This is a genomic window from Collinsella sp. AM13-34 (assembly GCF_003473055.1).
Lineage (GTDB): Bacteria > Actinomycetota > Coriobacteriia > Coriobacteriales > Coriobacteriaceae > Collinsella.
Genome location: NZ_QRLE01000010.1, coordinates 65,494 through 85,202, shown reverse-complemented (window position 1 = coordinate 85,202; position 19,709 = coordinate 65,494). Strand labels below are relative to the sequence as shown.

The 19,709-nt window shown below is 60.6% G+C and carries 11 protein-coding genes; 9 read left to right on the top strand and 2 right to left on the bottom strand.

The features are described 5' to 3' along the window. The first annotated feature begins 18 nt into the window (after positions 1-18). The 5 genes from DW151_RS05815 to DW151_RS05795 all read left to right on the top strand — a co-directional run bounded on the left by DW151_RS05815 (position 19) and on the right by DW151_RS05795 (position 8,249). Positions 19-777, top strand: a complete 759-nt coding sequence (locus tag DW151_RS05815; RefSeq protein ID WP_118334865.1) for a SipW-dependent-type signal peptide-containing protein — start codon at positions 19-21, stop codon at positions 775-777. An 89-nt stretch (positions 778-866) separates the two neighbouring features. Next, positions 867-1,514 carry a hypothetical protein gene (locus tag DW151_RS05810; RefSeq protein WP_118334863.1) on the top strand — a complete coding sequence of 216 codons (648 nt, stop codon included), beginning with the start codon at positions 867-869 and terminating at the stop codon, positions 1,512-1,514. A gap of 3 nt (positions 1,515-1,517) precedes the next feature. Further along, positions 1,518-6,977 carry a hypothetical protein gene (locus DW151_RS05805; protein ID WP_118334861.1) on the top strand — a complete coding sequence of 1,820 codons (5,460 nt, stop codon included), beginning with the start codon at positions 1,518-1,520 and terminating at the stop codon, positions 6,975-6,977. A gap of 1 nt (position 6,978) precedes the next feature. Further along, entirely contained in the window at positions 6,979-7,548 is a 570-nt protein-coding gene (locus DW151_RS05800; RefSeq protein ID WP_118334860.1) for a hypothetical protein, read from the top strand. A 2-nt stretch (positions 7,549-7,550) separates the two neighbouring features. Beyond that, on the top strand, positions 7,551-8,249 hold the full coding sequence (locus tag DW151_RS05795) for a hypothetical protein (RefSeq protein ID WP_117635587.1): 699 nt from the start codon (positions 7,551-7,553) through the stop codon (positions 8,247-8,249). Positions 8,250-8,952: 703 nt separating this feature from the next. On the opposite strand, the gene DW151_RS05790 is transcribed toward DW151_RS05795, so the two are convergent. Further along, on the bottom strand, positions 8,953-11,253 hold the full coding sequence (locus DW151_RS05790; RefSeq protein WP_118334858.1) for an LTA synthase family protein: 2,301 nt from the start codon (positions 11,251-11,253) through the stop codon (positions 8,953-8,955). Positions 11,254-11,466: 213 nt separating this feature from the next. Between DW151_RS05790 and DW151_RS05785 the strand changes: the two genes are divergently transcribed. The 4 genes from DW151_RS05785 (at position 11,467) to DW151_RS05770 (ending at position 17,005) form a co-directional block, all read left to right on the top strand. Next, positions 11,467-12,339: a nitroreductase family protein gene (locus tag DW151_RS05785; protein WP_118334857.1), complete on the top strand. Its 873-nt coding sequence runs from the start codon at positions 11,467-11,469 to the stop codon at positions 12,337-12,339. Between the two features lie 159 nt (positions 12,340-12,498). Next, on the top strand, positions 12,499-14,526 hold the full coding sequence (locus tag DW151_RS05780; RefSeq protein ID WP_117638035.1) for a KUP/HAK/KT family potassium transporter: 2,028 nt from the start codon (positions 12,499-12,501) through the stop codon (positions 14,524-14,526). A 135-nt stretch (positions 14,527-14,661) separates the two neighbouring features. Further along, positions 14,662-16,287, top strand: coding sequence for an ATP-binding protein (locus DW151_RS05775; RefSeq protein ID WP_118334855.1), 1,626 nt, complete (start codon positions 14,662-14,664; stop codon positions 16,285-16,287). Between the two features lie 4 nt (positions 16,288-16,291). Continuing rightward, on the top strand, positions 16,292-17,005 hold the full coding sequence (locus DW151_RS05770) for a response regulator (protein WP_195919844.1): 714 nt from the start codon (positions 16,292-16,294) through the stop codon (positions 17,003-17,005). 94 nt (positions 17,006-17,099) lie between these two features. Here the strand turns inward: DW151_RS05770 and rlmKL are convergent, their stop codons facing one another. After that, positions 17,100-19,658 carry a bifunctional 23S rRNA (guanine(2069)-N(7))-methyltransferase RlmK/23S rRNA (guanine(2445)-N(2))-methyltransferase RlmL gene (rlmKL, locus tag DW151_RS05765; protein ID WP_118334853.1) on the bottom strand — a complete coding sequence of 853 codons (2,559 nt, stop codon included), beginning with the start codon at positions 19,656-19,658 and terminating at the stop codon, positions 17,100-17,102. Between the last annotated feature and the right edge of the window lie 51 nt (positions 19,659-19,709).

The window sequence follows — 19,709 nt, the reverse complement described above, 5'->3', positions numbered from 1 at the left end:
CTCGAAAGGAAGAGAACGATGGAAAACAAGAAGAAAAAGCGCTACGGCATCATTGCCGCCCTGCTGCTGTTGGTGCTGGCTGCCGGCGTGGGTACCTATGCATGGCTGACGGCTACGCAAAGCCTGGAGAACGTGTTTACGGTGGGCAGCTTTGGCCCTACGGACAAAAAACCCGATCCGACCGATCCCGAGAAGCCCGGCACCGAAGTGAATGACGGCAAAGCCTACCTGTTCGAGACCAAGTGGGTTAAAAACTCCAAGATCGTTCCTGGCGCCACCACCGACAAGAACCCCAACGTTGGCATCAAGAAGGGTTCCGACGACGCCTTTGTGTTCATCTATGTAAAGAACGCAATTGTGAAGACAGGCGCCGAAAACGCCCTTAACAAGACCCCGTACTTCACGCTTAACACTACTAACTGGAAGCCGGTTGAGGATGCCGCCGTGGGTGCTAAGACCAACGGTAACGAAGGCCAGTATGTGAGCGGTCTGTTCATGTATGCCAAGAGTGCTACGAGTGGCCCCGCGGTTCTGGGTGCCAAGGACGCCATCGAGGACGTCTACACCGGCGAGCTCTTTAGCCAGGTGATGATTCCCGGCGCAATGACGAGCGAGGATGTTGTCTCGGGCCAGGACGGTGCGGGCAAGAAGATTGAGCCTAAGATTGTCGTTTCCGCCTACATTTTCGGCGCTGACCAGAAGGGTAACGAGACCGACGCTGCCGCTAACGCCCTTAAGCAGGCCAAGGAATGGGCTAAGACTCAGGCTCAGGCTTAATCCCCCCCCACTGAGATCCCGGCCCGCCCCCACCCCTATATTCGGGCTGGGATCTCGGTCCCCCTTTTTATCGACGACTGGCGAACGTAATGCTCAATTATCTTTCCGACAATCAGAAACGCACCTTGGCGCTTGCCGCGATGGCGCTGTTGGCCCTGGCATGCCTGTGTGGCACGCTGGCTTTTACCGTTGATATGGTTCCGGCGAACAACGTTCTATCATTTGGCAGCGTGAAGGTACGAGTCTGCGAATTTACCCTCAACGAGCAGGGCGAGGAGATTCCGTTTGAGGCCAACGAGCACGGGGACTATCCCGACACCAAGGCCAGTGGCTCTGACATCAGCCGCATTGTGCGCGTGGAGAACGCCGGCGCGCAGCCTGAGTACGTTCGCGCTCGTCTATGCATGACGTCAGTGGCACCCGACGGTTCGAGTGCGGATGCCTCGGGCAACGTTGCCTTTAACGTGAACGCGGGCGAGGGGTCCCCGTGGATCGATGGCGGCGATGGGTGGTACTACTACCGCGGATTGGCTGGTCGTGGCGGCATGCTCGACCCCGGCGCCATGACGGAGAGCCTCATGGATTCGTTGCGCTTTGTGGGCGACTACAACGAGGCCGCGCGCGGTGGCTCATTCAAACTCGATATCGACGTTCAGGCCGTGCAGGCCAAAAATCAGCAGGCAAACGATACCGTCCTCGATGTGCTCGACGTCGTGGGCTGGCCGGAGGCGAACTAGCCCATGAAGATTAAGATTGTGAACCGAGGTGTGCTTAGCAGGCTGATTGCCGTGGCGACAATCGCCCTTTGTTGCGTTATGGTGCTGCCGGCGGTGGCGCATGCCGAGGATGCGCCCGAGGCCAAAACCGAATTCCACATCAAAAACGAGGCTGACTTTTTGTCGTGTGTGGCGCTGTCGCGCGAGCGCGATACGTCCGGCTGGCACGTTTATCTCGATAACGACATTGAGCTCGACAGCGACGACATGAAAGACATCGTTGCAAACACCGTTAAGCATCTGTCGTTTGGCAACAAGGAGCATCCGTTTAAGGGCGTGTTCGATGGTCAAAACCACACCGTTGAGGGCCTGAACTACGATAAAGACGCTTTTGACCCCGAGCGCGATACGGGATTTTTTGCCGAGACCAACGGTGCCACCATCAAAAACTTCCTGGTTAAGGACGCCAACGTGTGGGCGGACTTCCGCGGTGGCATTATCGTGGGCAAGGCCGTCAATACGCGCTTCGAAAACGTTATGGTCATGGAGAGCACGCTGCACGTGACCTGCGCCAACAATGCTCTCAACCTCATTACCAACGCAGGCTTTGAGGGCGGTCTCATCGCCGGCGAGCTCGACGGTTGCACCCTCTACAACTGCGAGGTCCGTGGCGGCCGTGCCGTCAACAATACGACCTCGGGCGTGCAGGCGCTCGGCGGTGAGGGCCTGTATATGGCGGCGTTTGCCGGCTACGTTACGAACTCGACTATCGAGTACTGCCGCGTGACGCCGACGCGTAAGGACGACGGCTCGATTGCCGAGAAGGGCATGACCGACGTCACCAATAAGTACGACGTGGCCGTTGGCGCTCTGGGCGGCAATAACGTGTATGCCTCGGGTTTTGTGGGCTGCATGGCGGGTAACGCCAAGATTATCGACTGCTTCTCGACGGCGCAGTGCTACAGCTATGCCGCGTCATATGTGGGCGTCGTCGCCGTGACGCGTGCGTGGACGGGTGGCTTGGCGGGTCGTATTCTAACCGAAAAGGGCAATGAGCTCGTTCGAAGCCATTTTGCGGGCGACTTGAGCTCGCGTCAGTACAATCCCATCGCCGTGATCCCCATCATTCAAAACGATGTGAACCTGGGCGGCATTGCCGCACGTGCCAACAAGGATGATGCCACGGTTACCGAATGCTACTTTAAGCCGAGCGTGAGCCTGAAAGGCAGCAGCCAGGGCAACCCTGCCAAAAAGAAAATCCCCTCGTTTGGCGGCGACGGCACCACCAAGGGCGATGGCTATGGTCCGTGGGATGACGAGCGCTACACCACGCGCGAGCTGTGGGAAGAGCACGACTACGACTTTTGTGCCGGCACCAAGCGCTCGACTGCTAACGACGGGGCCCTGCGTGGCCCGCACACCAATGAGTGGGCGATGGATTACAAGCTGAAAATTCCCGTGCATGGCCAAAGCGTTAAGGCGACGATCGATTTTCCCGGTGCGGGTACCGCGACAATTGCGGCAACCAAGCTCGGTAGTGATCAAGCGACCTCGGATCCGTACGCCTTTGCCGTGAGCGCCGTGCTGGCGGGAACGGCTCAGGGCTTGGCCCAGGGCGATACATCGGTGACGTTTAGGCAGGATACCTCCGCAAAGCCTGATGGCCTGACCAAGGAGAACGGCGGCTACCGTTTTATGGGCTGGTTCCGCGAGCCCGGGGTTAAAGTGAACCGCATCGATCATGACAACAGCTGGTTTAACGGCAAGACCGATGACGCTGCGGTGACTGCCGGCAAGCAGGTCCAGAAGAGCGAGGCGCACGAGAAAACGTCAACCTATACCGCCGATAATGCCAAGGGGGTCGACGGTTTTAAGGGCAATGACCTGTTTATCGCTTCGTACGAGGCGCAGGTGCTGTTCTATAACGTCCAGGGCGAAACGCTCGATTGCCAGAGCGGCACTGCACACGACAAATCGGGCGATTGGTATCGCTACGGCGCGAAGCTCAACCCCGCCGCTCCTACCGATCGTGGCACGCTGTCTTCCAGCGCCACCTTTATCGGTTGGACAACGAAGCCGAGCGAAGAGGCTCAGATGAACGGTGGCTATGCAGCCATTACCTCGACCCAGCTCGCCGAGCTAAAAAATGCCGGCGCGTTCTATCCTGCTGGTACCGAGATTACCGTGCTTGGCCCGACCGACTTCTATCCGGTGTACAGCGACTACGTCTCGAACATCATGACAGTGTTCGAGGGCAATGAACAGGATGAGCTTGAAGATAAGACCCAGCGTGTCGGCGTGGGCAACACCCATGTCGATGTCCAGACTTCCGAGGATGGCGCCAGTGTCTATACAGTGCAGGTGCGCGGTGTAGACAATAAGCCCTTGTCCGATGGGGGCGCGTTGCCTGACGGCTACCGCTTCCTGGGCTGGTACGAAAACAAGCAGACTGCCGATGGGTCCGAGGTCGAGGTGCGCGTAAGCCGCGACCCCAGTTACACGCTTCCCGACAATGTGGACCTGACCGTTCCGCATACCTATACCGCGCGCTTTGAGTACCGCGTGGATTATTACGTCAAGTCTATGACGAACGATGCCTATAAGGAATCCAGACTCCTCTGCTCTGTGTGGAACGGGTACCAAACTTCGTTCAACGAGCAGGTCGGATCGAGCTACGTGCGGGAGAATATCGTGCACTGGGGTCCCGAGCACGTCTATCACGGACTGAAGGAAAACTATAAGGACGAATGCAATGAGGGGCGCTTTGGGGCAGAGACACTCATCGTGGCGCCTTTGAAGGCGTATTCGCATACGGTCAAAAACGATACAGGTGCGGATACCCGAAAAAATGTCATTGCCGATACGGATTTCCCGGGTTCGGGCACGCTGGATGACGAGTGGGTCGCAGGAGCGCTGAAGTTTTACTTTAGGCCGGCGAGCGAGCGATACCGCTTAAATTTCTGGACCCTCGAGCGTCAAGGCGGATACTGGACCTGCGTGGGCAACCCCGTTCAGAGCGAGATTGGCATCGATTCGGAGTATTACATGCGCGCCATGGTGACGACAAGCGTCAGCTTTTATGGCAAGGGCGGTGCCTCGGTTAAGAGTGTCACGCGGCGCTATGAGGCCCCGTTGCTGCTGGGCTCCGATAGCACCTACACCTATAAATATCCGTTTATCCATACCAATCAGACGGTAAACGACAAGCCCGAGGGCGGAAAGAAGGGCGACGTCAATCCCAATCTGACGCTTGAAGCCTCTCCGACCGATGCCGACATGGCCGTGGATGGCTATAAGTTCCTTGGTTGGATTTCGACCGCCGAGGTCCAGAAGGATTCTGACGTCTGGAACTATATCTATGATGTTGCCGGTGACCCCTATGTGACAAGTGATCCGGAAAAAGCGACGCCGTACTTGGCGACCAACGCGTCCAAGGTTACCCAGTGGCAGGATGCCTATCCCGTGTACGTAAAGTACGACGTTAGCTACACCACCAACCTGCACCGCAAGGGCTTTGATGGAACGCCGGGCATCAATGTTCCGCGATTCGACATTACGCCCAAACTTGATCCCCAGCAGAACGGTGACGTGGTGGCTACGGTGAGCCCCGACATTACGACGACGGTGTATGCCGACGGTACTGGTGGCGCCTATCAGCTTAAGAAGCTCGAGATCGAGCTTCCCGACGGAACGGTAAAGAAGCTCGATCCGACGGGCGAAGGCGGCAATACCTATTCCTATACCGTGGAGCCGGGTAAACCCTATACGTTTGTGGCCTACTACACGCCCATTGCGGTGGTGTATCACCTGAACGACACCGATATCGATGGCAAGCTCGCGCAGGAGGGCAATACGCTCGGCAGCCTTAAGGATGGCATGCCGCTGCCGACGTATAACGTTGGCGACATCGATGCTGCAACGAACGCATACAATGCCTTCGTAGGCTGGACGGAAACTAAACCGGCATCCGGCAACGGTTATGTCGTTTGGTCGGACGGCCTCCCCATGGTGAATACAAACACTGTGGTTAACGCCCCCATGGAGCTGTACCCGGTCTACCGTGCCAGCGCGGTAATTGTCCAATCGAATATCGATGCCAATCTGGATAACCCCGATTCCGTGCGTTCTCTTTCGCGCACCGACTCTGGCGATCAAATTTCGCTGGAAGTAAGAGCTGCAGCTGAGGTTGTCGGCAAGGATGGCACCAAGTACGACTTTGTCGGCTGGTCGCGTGACTATGAATCCGATAGTAAATACACTCTGATGACCGAAGACGATAAGTATCCCCTCGAGGGTAGTGAACCCTTTAAGGGCGCGACGTATACCGCGGTGTACAAGGTCACGCCGTATAAGGTGCGCTATCACAGCGTCGACGGGGCGGTCATCTTTACGGCGACGGTCGACTCGGGCGACGAGCGCGCGCAGGACGGTAAGCCTGGCTTTGTCTACACGGTCGATGTTCCCAAAATGGACGAGAGCGGCAACCCTGTGATGGAGCAAAAATCCGTGGCGTACGACCCGGACGCCCACTCCAAGATCGTCGCGCTGCTCGATGAACAGGCTGCTGCCAATGGCGATAAGCGCGAGCTCTTCTTGGAGTGGCGATATGTGGGTGCCGATGGCACTGCAAAGTCTTGGGATGAGTTCAAGGGCGAGCCAGTCAAGGGCGACATGGACCTGTATCCTGTGACGTATCGCGTGGTTGCCAACGATACGTCTGATCCCGCGAGCCCCGTAACTATGACCGCGCAGCTTAAGTGGCTGCTCGATCCCGCCGCGGCCAACACCGTCGGTGACAGTGCCGACAATGCGCCGTTTAAGGTCTGCTTTGCCAAGCCGTTTATGGGGACGCAACTGACTGTTACGGTAACGCAGGCAAGCTACGGCCCTGGTGCAGAGGGCGTTTCTGCGGCGGAAAAGCCTGTGAACGGCAAGTTTGTCTCGCTCTACAGTCTGGGTTCGGGTGGCGGCTCGTTCGACCTGGTCAACCGCCTGGAGTCCAAGAAGACAGGCGAAGGCGAGCAAGGTCCCGGTAATGCCGTGTTCAAATTTACCCAGACTCATGCGCTGACGATCGTTAAAAAGACTACCGACGCCAGCGCAATGGGGCAAACGTTCCGCTTTAAGGTAACGCGAAAGGCGTCGGAGGGTTCTCCTGCCGAGACGCGCATGGTCGAGGTGAAAGTTAGCGAGCAGCGCGACGAAAACGGTGAGGTCTGGTATGTCGGCAGCGTGCAATTTGCTGCTCCGGCGGGCGCCTATACCGTCGAGGAAGACACGGCTTGGGCATGGCGCTACGAGGGTGAACTGAGTACGCCGGGCAAGGCGCCCGGCAAATCTGCCGAGCTCATCATCTCGTCTGCCTCGAGTGCGGGCGACACCGTGGTGACGTGCGTCAACACGCGCGCGAATGACAAATGGGTCGATGGTGGCTCGCGTGCCAAGAATGTTTGGAAAAACGGCACGCTGAAGAAGGAGGACTAGGATGACTAAGCGCAAGCAAATCGTCGCCCTCCTTGTTGGCGTCCTTCTGTTGGCTGGCGCTGCCGGTACCTTTGCTTGGCTTTCGGTTACGGGCGTGCTGGTCAACGAGTTTGGTTTTGGTTCGGTGGCGCCCTCGGTAGATGAGAAGCTCGATGGCAATGTGAAGAGCAACGTCATGATTACAAACAACGGCTCGGCCCCGGCATACCTGCGTGTTGTGGTGGATATCTACTGGCAGGACCAGAATGGCGCGCGCCTGTGGGATGAACCAGTTGCCGGCACCGACTACGTCATTGCGTGGGGCAGTGTGTCCAATGCCTCAACTACTGGCAGTGCCTCGTCTTGGGTTCGCTCGGCCGACGGGTTCTACTACTGGACGTCTCCTGTTGCGCCGCTCGACAAGACGGGCGTGCTCATCAAGGGCGTGTCCGAGAAGAAGGCAGATGGTAAAAACCTAGTTGTTGACATCTCGACCCAAGCGATTCAGTCTACGCCCGACGATGCGGTCACCGAGGCATGGAACTGTACGGTCAAAGATGGCGTGCTGGTGCCGCCGCACGGAGGTGCGTAAGCATGGCTTTACCGATTTTCAAAGACGTTGCGCGTTCCTTGCGTTGTGTGGTCGCGGCCATTTTCTGCGTGGTCGCGCTCGCCGTTCCTGCCCGTGCGTTCGCCGATACGCCCTCGATTGCCTATGACGGAAATGCACGCCAGCTAACGGTATCGGGAGCGACGGACTCCTCGGGGGAGCCCGATCTGTTTCCAGCCTTTAAAGATCTAATGCCCGGCGATGTACGCGAGCAACAGATTGGGGTTCGTGCCACGGGTGTAAAGTCCCAGGTACGTGTGTTTGTGCGGGCTGTTGTCGATCACGAGACGGCACATCTGCTGTCGCCCATTACCCTAACGGCGTCGGCGGCCGATGCGTCTGCCGGTTGGCTCCAGACGGGAACGCCGGGCAGCGTGTTTGCCTATCCCACGCAGGTCGCAACGTTTACGAGCGATGGCAGCACGGTACTCAATTTGCAACTAAGTGTCCCGACGTCGGTGGGCAACGAGCTTGCCGACGCAAACAAGGCAATTCGCTGGGAAATCACCGCCGAAGACGATGGCGAGAAGATCCCCGTACAACCTGCTGGCAGCAAGAAGCCCGGCTTGCTTGGTCTGGCGGCAACGGGCGACAACACGCTCGCTTTGCTTTTGGTGTTGCTGGCGCTTGCCATCATCGCTTTTATAGCCGCGCTTCTTTTGTCCCGGAGGAACAAGCGCTAGGTCCATCTTCTAAACGCAACGCCCTCCTGGGCGGCGGGCACGAAGTTCCCAGCTCTACAGTCCTGCGCAAGACGAAGGCCACATTAAGTGGTCTTCTTTGCGTGCGGAACTCGCGATGAACTTCGTGCCCGCCGCCCGGGAGGGTGTCTCTTTATTGATAGAAGGCCTAATAAGCTGATGATTTCATGCCTGGATGTATACGGAGTGGGACGGGCTTTCCGGATGGGCGGGGTTTCGGAAAGTGTGTCCCAGAATCGGCGCTCAGAGTGGTCCCCACTTTCCGGTTGATGTCTTGTCCGGAAACTATGTCCCGGAATTAAGGCTTGGAATGGGATGCACTTTCCGGTTGAGAGCCTTAGCGGAAAGTGCGACCCGGAATTTTCTCTTGAAGTGGGATGCGCTTTCCCAACAGGCCCTCAAGCGGAAACTGCGTCCCATTCCGAAGGCAGATTCCGGGACACACTTTCCGAATATAAAGAAGGCCACTTAATGTGGCCTTCAACTTATATATGTTGCGGATGCTTTCATGACAAGCCGCGCTTCAACACCGAGGCGTCTGCCTGGCGACGCGGAATGTAAGGTTCATCGCGAGTTCCGCACGAGCCGGAGAGCACTTAATGTGCTCTCCGTGCGAGCAGGACTGTCCGAGCAGGGAACCTTACATTCCGCGCCGCCAGGCAGACGAACCAGTTAAGACGTGTCGCTACTTAATCTTGGTCGTGCCCGGCGCCAGGTTGGGGTCGGTCTCGTTGGCCTCGGTCTGGAAGTGCTCCGTATAGACGTTCTTGCCGTCGCGGAACATCTCGTAGTACTGCATCTTGGCGTAATCCTCGCGCGCCTTGGTGGCGGCTGCGGCAGCGGCGTCGTCACCGGTGACGTTGGAGGAGAGCGCCCAGCGCAGGCTGGCGTCCTCGTAGCCCACGGAGTTGATGGCGGGCAGCGACTCGCGCAGCGTCATATGCGCCTTCTGGTAGTCGGTCAGCGGTGCGCCGATCAGCTGCATGAGCTGGGTGGACAGGTAGTTGGTGGACAGGTCGTCGGTCTCACTCGTCTGGTCGCAACCGGCAACGTCGTAGTTAGCCCAAATGATGTAGTCGGTCTGCCACAGGCGTTCCTGGTGCGTGGCATCATCCTCGCCGGTAAACCACTTGTCGTTGAACTTGGACGGGAAGAACGGCTGATGGTCGCCCCAGAACACCACGACCACTTTGCGGTCGAGCTTGCTCAGGGCGTTGAGGAAGTAGCGCAGCGCCTGGTCAGACTGCTCGATGCACGAGACATACTCGTCGACATCGGAGAGCGTACCGTCCTCGACGGTCTTGGCGTCCAGGTCGGTCGTGTCGATGTTCAGGTGCATCTGCTTGTCGACCGGCAGCAGGCCCGTGTCGTAGCCCGAGTGGTTCTGCATGGTCACGTCGAAGATAAACTGCGGATCGGCGTTCTGGTCGAGCAGCTCCAGAATCTTGTCGTAGGTAGCCTGGTCGGTCACCATGCCGCGCAGGGTATCGGCGCCCTGGAAATCGTTGATGGACAGGAACTGGTCAAAGCCAAAGTCCTTATAGACGTTCTCGCGGTTCCAGTTGGTGGCGTGGTTGGGGTGCATGGCCGTGGTGGAATAGCCGAGCGATTTGAACTGCTCTGCCAGGTTCCCGGTCGTCTCCATGTTGTAGATGGTGTAGGGGTACACGCCCGAGCCCAGGTTGGCCATGGAGTTGCCGGTCATAAACTCAAACTCGGTATTGGCGGTACCGCCGCCGTAGGCGCTCACATAGAGCTTGCCGCGGCTGAGGCAGTTGGACAGGTTCTTAAAGTACTGCGGGCCCTCGTAGCCGGCGCGCATGTTCTGGTAGATGGACAGGTCCGAGAACGTCTCGTTCATGATGGCGATGACCGTGGGCTTCTCGCTGTCGAATTGCTCCTTTGCGGCGGCGCGCTCGTCGCTCTTGGCCGCGTCGGACTTGTCGTAGGCCTTGGCGTACTTTTTGAGCGTGGCCTTGGCATCGTCGACGGAGTAGTCGGCGGGTTTGGGCGGCTTAATGGACTGCGCTGCACTAATAAAGGCAGGCAGGTAGCCCTCGCGCCAGTAGCTCTCGAGCGGGCGCCAGGTGTAGACGGTGATGCCGAGAGTGTTGTAGTAGTCGATGAGCGTGACATGCGCGGTCACGCCGCCCAGGCACAGCACCGCTACGAGCAGGTTGGTGAGCAGCATGCGCTTGGCGTTGGCGGCACCCTTCTGACGGTGCGGTGCCACCAGGCCGGCGTACTCGCACAGCAGCATGGCGATGGCGGTAAAGCCCATGGACAACACGCAGAACAGCGAGATGGAGAAGGTGTAGCCGTTGCCGGCGACCGCGGCGGCGGTGGAGATGGCCGAAAGGTCGCCCGGCTGGATGGGCATGGATTTAAACGTGATGACGAAGAACTCGGCAATGCCCAGGACAAAGAGGGCAAAGGCCAGGACCGCGGGAGCTGCGCCGTGGCGCTGGAATAGGAAGAACAGGCCGGTCATGAGCACGGTGATGATGGCCCACTCGAGCAGGATGCACAGGGGGTAGACCCAGGTAAAGTCGTGGTTGGACGAGACCTCCATGCCCAGCAGCGCAAAGACGCCGGCGAGCAGCAGGCACAGGACGGCGGCGACGAGCGGTTTGCCCACAAAGGCGCCGCGCAGGCGGGCGAGCTTGCCAGTGGGGGCGGGAGCGTCGGCCGAGGCGAACGCAAAGACGCGCGGGGCGATGCGGTCGCGGGCGATGCTGGCCCAAGCGCAGCCGGTGAGGATGGCGTTGGTCAGGATGAGCATCACAAAGGCGAGCGGCTCGTTTTGCGCGACGAGACCAATAGCGCCCCAGACAGTCAAAAAGAGCTGGAACAGGCCAAAGGCGACGCTCCACCCAAGAGCGCTTTTGGCAACGGTGCCCGACTTTGCGCAAACGGCCTTGGCCTCGCGCAAGACAAGGTAGACGGTCGCCGCAAGACCGACGAGCGAGATGGCGGCAGCGAACATGCTGAGACTCCTCACAAACTAAAACCTACGAAAGCGGGGATTTACCCGATTGTTACCAAGATATGCGCAGCAATTGGTGGCTGCGCACACCAACCAGCCATATTAACGCGCGCGTGTGGCGGTGTGGCGCAATGTAGTGGCGACCTGCGCGATAATGGACGGGAATTACACGGAAACGTAAAGGCTTCTTGAAGAAATGGCGAGGGTAGGGCGATGAGCGAGCAGGTTTGCGAGGCGGACATGGGCGGCGACGGAGCTGCGGGCGTGGATACGTACGGCTATCCGGTCGAGACTACGGGCAACGCGGTACTGGACATTTTGGAGCACCGCTCGTCCACGCGCGCTTTTGCGCACGATGACGACGGCCGTCCCGTGGCGGTGACCGACGAGCAGCGGGCGGCGATCTTGCATGCGGCGAGTCGCGCGCCGTCGGCGGGCGCCATGATGATGTATTCCATCGTGAGCATTCGCGAGCAGGCTACGCTGGACCGTCTGGCCGACCTGTGCGATCACCAGCCCATGATCGCCAAGGCGCCCTGGGCACTTATATTTGTGGTCGATTATGCCAAGTGGATCGATCTGTTTGAGCACGTGGGCTGCTTTGAACCCGAGTTTGTCGAGCGCACGGGCAAGGCGCCCCGCCGCGCGCCGGGTTTGGGCGACTTTGCCATCGCGGCGCAGGATGCCGTGATCGCCGCTCAAAACGCCGTGGTCGCCGCCGAATCTCTGGGGCTGGGGAGCTGCTATATCGGCGATATCGTCGAGAACGCCGAGGAAGTTGCCGCACTGCTGGACTTGCCTGCCTATACCATGCCGCTGTCGATGCTCATCATCGGCACGCCCCGTAAGGAGCGCCCGGCAATCGCGCATCCCGTGGTGAACCTGGTGCACGAGGAGCGTTATTGTCGTGCCGACGCCGCGACGATGGATGCGCAGGTGGCCGAGATGGATGCGATGTTTCGCCCGCACGCCCGCGAGGTGGGCGAGCGCGTCATCGACATCTACACCCGTAAGCACACGAGCCCCTTTATGGCCGAGATGAGCCGCTCTATGGAGTGGTGGCTCAAAAACTGGCTCGGAAAATGACGAATGTGACAAAGGGGGCGTCCCTTTGTCACATTCCATATCGCCGCGGTGGCCTAAAGGCCGCATAAATGTTTATCTAGCTGGGAAAACGGTGCCATTAAAATATGGGCTGATTACATATAATCCCGTCGAACGTTAAAATTGGGAGGAAACCGGCTTATGGAACAAAAGGCAAAGGAAGTAGCCTCGCACGCTGCGATTCCTGTGAGCATCTCGGCGATGCTCGTCACGCTGGGCGTGGTGTATGGCGATATCGGCACCAGCCCCATGTATGTAACCAAGGCGCTCGTTGCCGGCAACGGCGGCATCGGAAGCGTCACGCAGGAGTTCGTGCTCGGCGCGCTCTCCCTTGTCGTGTGGACGGTCACGCTGCTGACGACCGTCAAGTACGTGCTGATCTCGCTGCGCGCCGACAACCACGGCGAGGGCGGCATCTTTGCCCTGTACAGCCTGGTCAAGCGCTGCGGCAAGTGGCTCATCATCCCCGCCATGCTGGGCGGCGCGGCGCTCCTCGCCGACGGCATCCTGACGCCTGCCGTTACCGTCACCACGGCCATCGAGGGCCTGCGCACCATCCCGGCGGTCCATGCCGTGCTCGGTGACGACCAGGGTCGTGTCGTCGCCATCACGCTTGCCATCATCATCGCGCTCTTCTTGGTGCAGCGCATCGGCACGGCCAAGATCGGTCACGCCTTCGGCCCCATCATGACGCTGTGGTTTTTGTTCCTGGGCGGCACGGGCCTGTTCTTTGTCTGCCAGTATCCCGCGGTGCTGCTGTGCCTCAACCCGTTGCGTGGCATCGCTTTTCTGCTGAGCCCCAACAACCATGCGGGCATCATGATTTTGGGCAGCTGCTTCCTCGCTACCACCGGTGCCGAGGCGCTCTATTCCGACATGGGCCATGTGGGCCGCGGCAACATCTATGCCACCTGGCCGTTCGTTAAGTGCTGCCTGCTGCTGTCCTACATGGGCCAGGGCGCGTGGCTTATCAACAACGCCGGCAACCCGGAGCTCATGGGTATCGCCGACCTCAACCCCTTCTACCAGATGCTCGCCCCGGGTCTGCGCCCCTTTGCCGTCGGCCTTTCCACCGTCGCGGCCATCATCGCCTCGCAGGCGCTCATCACCGGCGCATTCTCGCTGGTGTCCGAGGCCAGCCGCCTGGACCTCATGCCGCATATGCAGGTCTTCTATCCTGCCGAGACCAAGGGCCAGCTCTACATCCCCATGGTCAATAACGTCATGCTCGTGGGCTGCGTCGTCGTGGTGCTGCTGTTCCAGAACTCGGCGCACATGGAGGCCGCGTACGGCCTGGCCATTACCCTGACCATGATGTGCACGACAATGCTGCTCTTCTTCTATCTGCACGTGGAGCGCAATCTCAAGGTCGCGCCGTGGATCTTTGCTGCCTTCTTCCTTTTGCTCGAGGGTTTCTTCTTTGTGAGCTCGCTCACCAAGTTCTTCCACGGCGGCTACTTCACCATCCTTATGGCCGCACTCATCATGGGCATTATGGTGTGCTGGTACAACGGCACGGCGGTCGAGCAACGTCAGTTTACGCTGCTGCCGCTGCGCAGCTATCTGCCGCAGCTCAAACGCCTGCGCGACGACGATCGCTACGAGCTCATGAGCGACAACATCGTGTACCTGACCAAGGACACCAACACCGACTATATCGACCGCGATATCGTCTACTCGATTTTGGATAAGCACCCCAAGCGCGCTCGCGCCTGGTGGTTCGTGAATGTCGAGACCATGGAGGAGCCGCATACCTTTGCCTACTCGGTCGAGACGTTCGGAACCGACTACGTATTCCGCGTGCATCTGTACCTGGGCTATAAGATCAACCAGCGCGTCAATGCTTACCTGCGCCAGGTTGTTCAGGACCTGGCTGCCAGCGGCGAGCTGCCGGCGCAGACGCACGATTACTCGGTCTACAAGGATCCGGGCAACATCGGTACGTTTAAGTTCGTCATGATCCGCAAGCTGCTGGCGCCCGAAAGCGACGTGGAGCCCAGCGAGCGTACGGCCATCACGCTCAAGTACATCATCCGCCGCGCCGCCGGCACGCCTGCGCGCTGGTACGGCCTGGAGAACTCCAACGTGAGCTTTGAGTACGTGCCGCTGTTCACCAAGTTTAAGGCCGTGAGCAAGATGCAGCGCCTGGCTCCCGACGAGCGTCCGTAGTCGACGTCTGCTGTTTGTCTAGCGACCGCAGGCTGTAAAGGCTATACACTTGGAACCACCACAAGGGGAAACCACCACAAAGGTGCCTGTCCCCTTTGTGGTGGTTTTTGTTTTTGAGAGAGGGGCGGGGCGCTGATGGACGTCCATGCGGACGGCGATATTGCCGAGAACTTTTGGTGGCGGCGCACGACGCTGACGCGTCGCAGCCCTCTGTATGACGCCTGCGTATCGGCGGGGCTGCTGGTCGCGGCGACGATTGCGGGCGCGCTGCTCGACCATCCGGGTCTCGCGCCGAGCATCATGATCGTCTATGTGTTCGCCGTGCAGCTGTGCGCGTTCTTTACCTGGAGCCGCCTGTATTGCCTGCTGAGCTCGGCTGCCGCCGTGGCGCTCTACAACTTCTTGTTTGTTGACCCGCGCTACTCGCTGTCGTTTATCGACCGTGTTTATCCCGGCATGTTCTTCATCATGTTTGCGGTCTCGCTTGTGTCGAGTTCGATCGCGTTGGCCCTGCGCCGCGCCTTGGCGCAGGCCGCCGCCAGCGACCGCCGCACGCAGATGGTGCTCGAGACCAACCGCATGCTGCAGCGCTGTGCCGATCAGCAGCAGATTGTGCACGCCATGGCAACGCAGCTGGCGCGTCTTTCGGGCTGCCCGGTCGTGTGGTACAGCGATGATGCCGATGATGATGACCTGCTGCCGCGCGCGACGTATACGGCCGTGGGCGATGCCGTGCCGGTGCACGAGCTGGCGTCGCAAATGCCGCCGCGGCTCTCGGCGTCCGCCTATGTGGGAACACCACTCGATGCCACCTATGGCGGCTCGGCGTTCTTTGGCATCTACTTGACCGTACGCTCGGGCGACACCATGGTGCGCGCGGGCGACCCCGCCTCGGTTGTGGGCGTGCTGGCTATCGTTGCCGAGTCCGACGTGCTGACGCACGAGGAGCGGACACTTGCCGATGCCATCGTGAGCGAAGGCGAGCTGGCACTCGATCGCGCCCGCGCCATGGAGGCCCGCGAAGAGGCGGCGGTGCTTGCCAAAAACGAGCAGTTGCGCGCCAACCTGCTGCGCTCCATTTCGCACGATCTGCGCACGCCGCTTACCAGCATTTCGGGCAATGCCGACGTGCTGCTCGACCAGGGCTCGACCGGCACCGCCGAGCTCGACGACCAGACGCGCCGCGGCATGCTCCTGTCCATTCGCTCGGACGCGCAATGGCTCAACGCCACCGTCGAGAACCTGCTTGCCATCACCAAGCTCGAGGGCGGCGGTATGCATCTGGCGACTACGCTCGAGCTCATGGACGATATCGTCGAGGAGGCGCTGCGCCACGTAAGTCCGGCCGTGCGCGAGCACGACCTTAAGGTGGTGGCGTGCGATGAGCCGGCGCTCGTTAACGTCGACGCGCGTCTGATGGTACAGCTCGTGGTGAATCTGGTGAACAACGCCATCACGTATACGCCCGCGGGTTCGCATATCGTGATTTCGATTGGCGTCGACGATGGGCACGTGACGTGCTCGGTGGCCGATGACGGGCCGGGCATTGCGCCCGAGGACCGCGAGCGAATCTTTGAATCGTTCTACACCGCCAACCACGGTCTTGCCGACAGCCATCGCAGCGTGGGCCTGGGTCTTTCGCTCTGCCGCTCCATTGCGTTGGCGCATGGCGGTAGCATAGAGGTTGCCGCGGCGGACCCGCAGGGCTCGGTCTTTACGATTGAGCTTCCCGTCGCCGATGTTTCGTTTGATAAGGAGTAGCGCCGTGCCGAACTCTGCCGTAAAACCGCTCATCTTGGTCGTTGAGGACGATCCTGCCGTTCGCAACCTTATCGTTGCCGCGCTCGAGGCGCACGGCCTGCGTCATATGGCTGTGGAGACCGCCCATGCCGCCATCGCCGCCGCCTCGTCGCAGGCACCGAGCATTGTGCTGCTCGATCTGGGCCTACCCGATATGGATGGCGTCAAGGTGGTGGAGTCGGTGCGCGCATGGTCGGGCATGCCGATCATTGTGGTCTCGGCGCGCAGCGAAGACGCGGACAAGATCCGCGCACTCGATGCCGGTGCCGACGACTACCTGACCAAGCCGTTTTCGGTCGAAGAGCTGCTCGCGCGCATTCGCACGACGCTCAGGCGCCTTTCGTATGCGCAAACGGGCGGTGTTGCCTCCGAGGGCTCGTTCGATACCGGTGAGCTGCATATCGATTTTGACGCCGGCATCGCCACGATGGATGGCGAGGAGCTGCACCTGACGCCGATCGAGTACAAGTTGCTCTGCTTGCTGGCACACAACGCCGACAAGGTGCTGACGCACCAGTTTATATTGCACGAGATTTGGGGTACGGCGACCAAGAGCGATCTGGCGAGCCTGCGCGTCTTTATGGGCACGTTGCGTAAGAAGATCGAGTCCGACCCCGCGCATCCGCGCTATATCCAAACGCACGTGGGCATTGGCTACCGCCTAGTCATCCAAGGCTAGATCGCCAACCACCATCCCAATATGAGTTGCGGTGAAATACGGTCTAAATTTGCCTAATTCCAGGCAAAACAGTCCGTATTCCACCGCAACTTTGTTATTTGCCCTTGGGCTTGCTGGCGTAGAACTTCTTCTTTTTGGGCTTGCCGGCGGGGGAGGGTTTGCCGGCAAAGTTGGACTTGCCGTTGCCGGCCTGCGCGTGCGCGGGTACTGTCACACGGGGCTTGCGGGCCTCGGGGTTGCGCAGTTCCTCGACGCGCTCGGCAATTTCCTCGGCGCTAAAGCCGACCTCGGCCATGGCGTCCTCGATGGGCAGGCGGCGCACGATATAGCAGTGGTGCACCTTCTGGTTGCGTGCGAAGTCCTCGGGGATGGTCTGCGCCGTAATGTCCTCCAACACCACGCCCGCGCGGGCGAGCTTGCGCGTCTCGGGGCGGAAGCCACGCAGGTTGCAGCTAAAGATGGCATGGCCGCCCTGCGCGAGCAGGCGCGATACGCCGGCCAAAAGCTCAATATGGTCGCGCTGAACATCCCAGGTGCGACGGCCCATCTTGGACGAGTTCGAGAACGTGGGCGGGTCGACAAAGATCAGGTCCCAGCGGTTGCGCGTCTGGCGCTGGTCGCGAATCCAGGCGAGCACGTCGTCGCGCACAAAGTGATGCTGCGGCCCCACAAAGCCATTCTGGCGCATGTTGCGCTCGGCCCAGTCCAGATAGGTGTTGGAGAGGTCGACCGTCACGGTCTCCTCGACGCCGCCGTCTGCCGCATAGCAGGTGGCGGTGCCGGTGTAGGCAAACAGGTTGAGGAAGCGACGCGCATGCTTGGCGTGCTCGCGCACCAGGTTGCGCGTGACGCGGTGATCCAGGAAGATGCCCACATCCAGATAGTCGTCAAAGTTGACGGCAAAGGTGAGCCCGCCCTCTTCGATGAGCGGGAGGCGACGGCGCGCGATATTGGCGCGCTCGCCCGATGCGCCCTTGCCGGCGCCCTGCTTGCCGTACTGCGAGCCGCCGCGCGAGCGCATGCGGGCCTTGGCGTGCACATGCTCGGCTGGGACATCTAGGATACGCGGCGCGATGGCCAGAATATCGAGCATACGGGCCTGGGCCAGTGCGGGGTCGATGGTCTTGGGCGCGGCGTATTCGGCGATGACGAGCCAGCGGCCCGGAGTCTGTGGACAACCCTCGTACAGATCGATGGCGGCGGAGTAATCGGGCAGGTCGGCATCGTAGACGCGGTAGCAGCTCACGCCCTCGCGCTTTGCCCACTTGCGACGCAGGCGGGCGTTTTTGCGCAGGCGGTTGGCGAACTGCTCCGACTCGGGGATGAGCACGGGCAGCGGCTTGCCGTCGCCCAGGTCGAGCATGGCGGCAGGCTCGGGCATGGGGATATTGGCGGCTTCGTCTTGGGCATCCGCGGTCTGCTCCTCGGCATCTGCGCTGGTCGCAGCTTCGAATGTCGCGGCGGCGTGGTCGAGCGAGGGCCAAACCTCAATAGTCGCCTCTTCGTTGTTGGGCATGACGGCAATGGAGCGCGCGGGCTCGGCATGGAGCGCGCGGGCCAGTAATCCGTCGCGGGTGAGCGCGGCGACCGGCGCCGAGGCAAGCTCGGGCGCGCGGCGCAGCTCGCCGACCAGCGTCATGGCGTCGTGCATGAGCGAAAGCGGCGTTTCGGTGGTGTCTGCGACCACGGCGGCGCCGGCGACAGCGCCCGCATGGTCCAGTACGGTGGCGGACTTGGCGGCGCAAAATTCGACAAAGCGCTTGTAGCCGGCACACTTGACCATGCGCTCAGCGGTCTTGCGGGCGGCGGGGTCGATGTCCACGGCCACGATGCGCACCTGGCGCTCGCGCGCTGCCGCCTCGCGCTCGCGCGCCTCGGCACGCAGCTGCTCCCACAGGGCGGCGTCGTGCAGCTGCCAGCCCTCAAAGCCCCAGTGCTCGCGGGCGGCGCCCGGAGCGCGGTCGGTTAGGATATTCACGGCCTCTAGCAGCAGGCCGCCGCCGGCGCACGAGGCGTCGACCAGCGTGGGCAGGGCTTCGTTCTCGTAATCGTCGGCCGTCAGCTCGCGCTCGCACAGCGCGGTCCAGCCGACCTGCGCCAACACCAGGGCGGCGTAGTCGGGGCGTAGCACGTGCGCGCCCTCGCCGGCGCGAGTCGCGGCGGGCGGCAGGCGCTTGAACAGCGGGTCGCCCGAAAGGTCCAGGCTTATGCTCGCACGGCGCTGGCGTAGCGAAAGCAGCAGGTGGACATCGGGGTCGGCAGCATCGACATCGGCGCGACGGCCTGTGGTCTCGGCCAGGCGATCGCACAATGCGTCCTTGGCGCGCAGGGCAGAGAAGCGCGTGTTGCGCAGCTGCTCGGTCACACCACGGGCAGTGATGGCAATGGTGGCGCCGCAGCGGACGATGTTTTCCCAGGCAATGTCGTAAACGGCATCGTACAGCTCGTCGGCATCCTGTGCCTCAAAGCGTCCGAGCACCACAAACACGCGGCTGGCCAGGCACGACCACAGACAGGCGCGGTAGCCTTCTTCGAGCTCGCCCTCAAACGTAGCGCGGCCCTTCAGGCGGCGGACATGCGAAAGCCCGAGCCACTTGAGCTCGTCGGCGAGTGCGGATTCAAAGCCCTCGGGGCAGCTTGCATAAAATTCCATGGGTGACCTCTCTGGTTGCGTCGCTCCATTATATGATGGATGCTTCGTTTG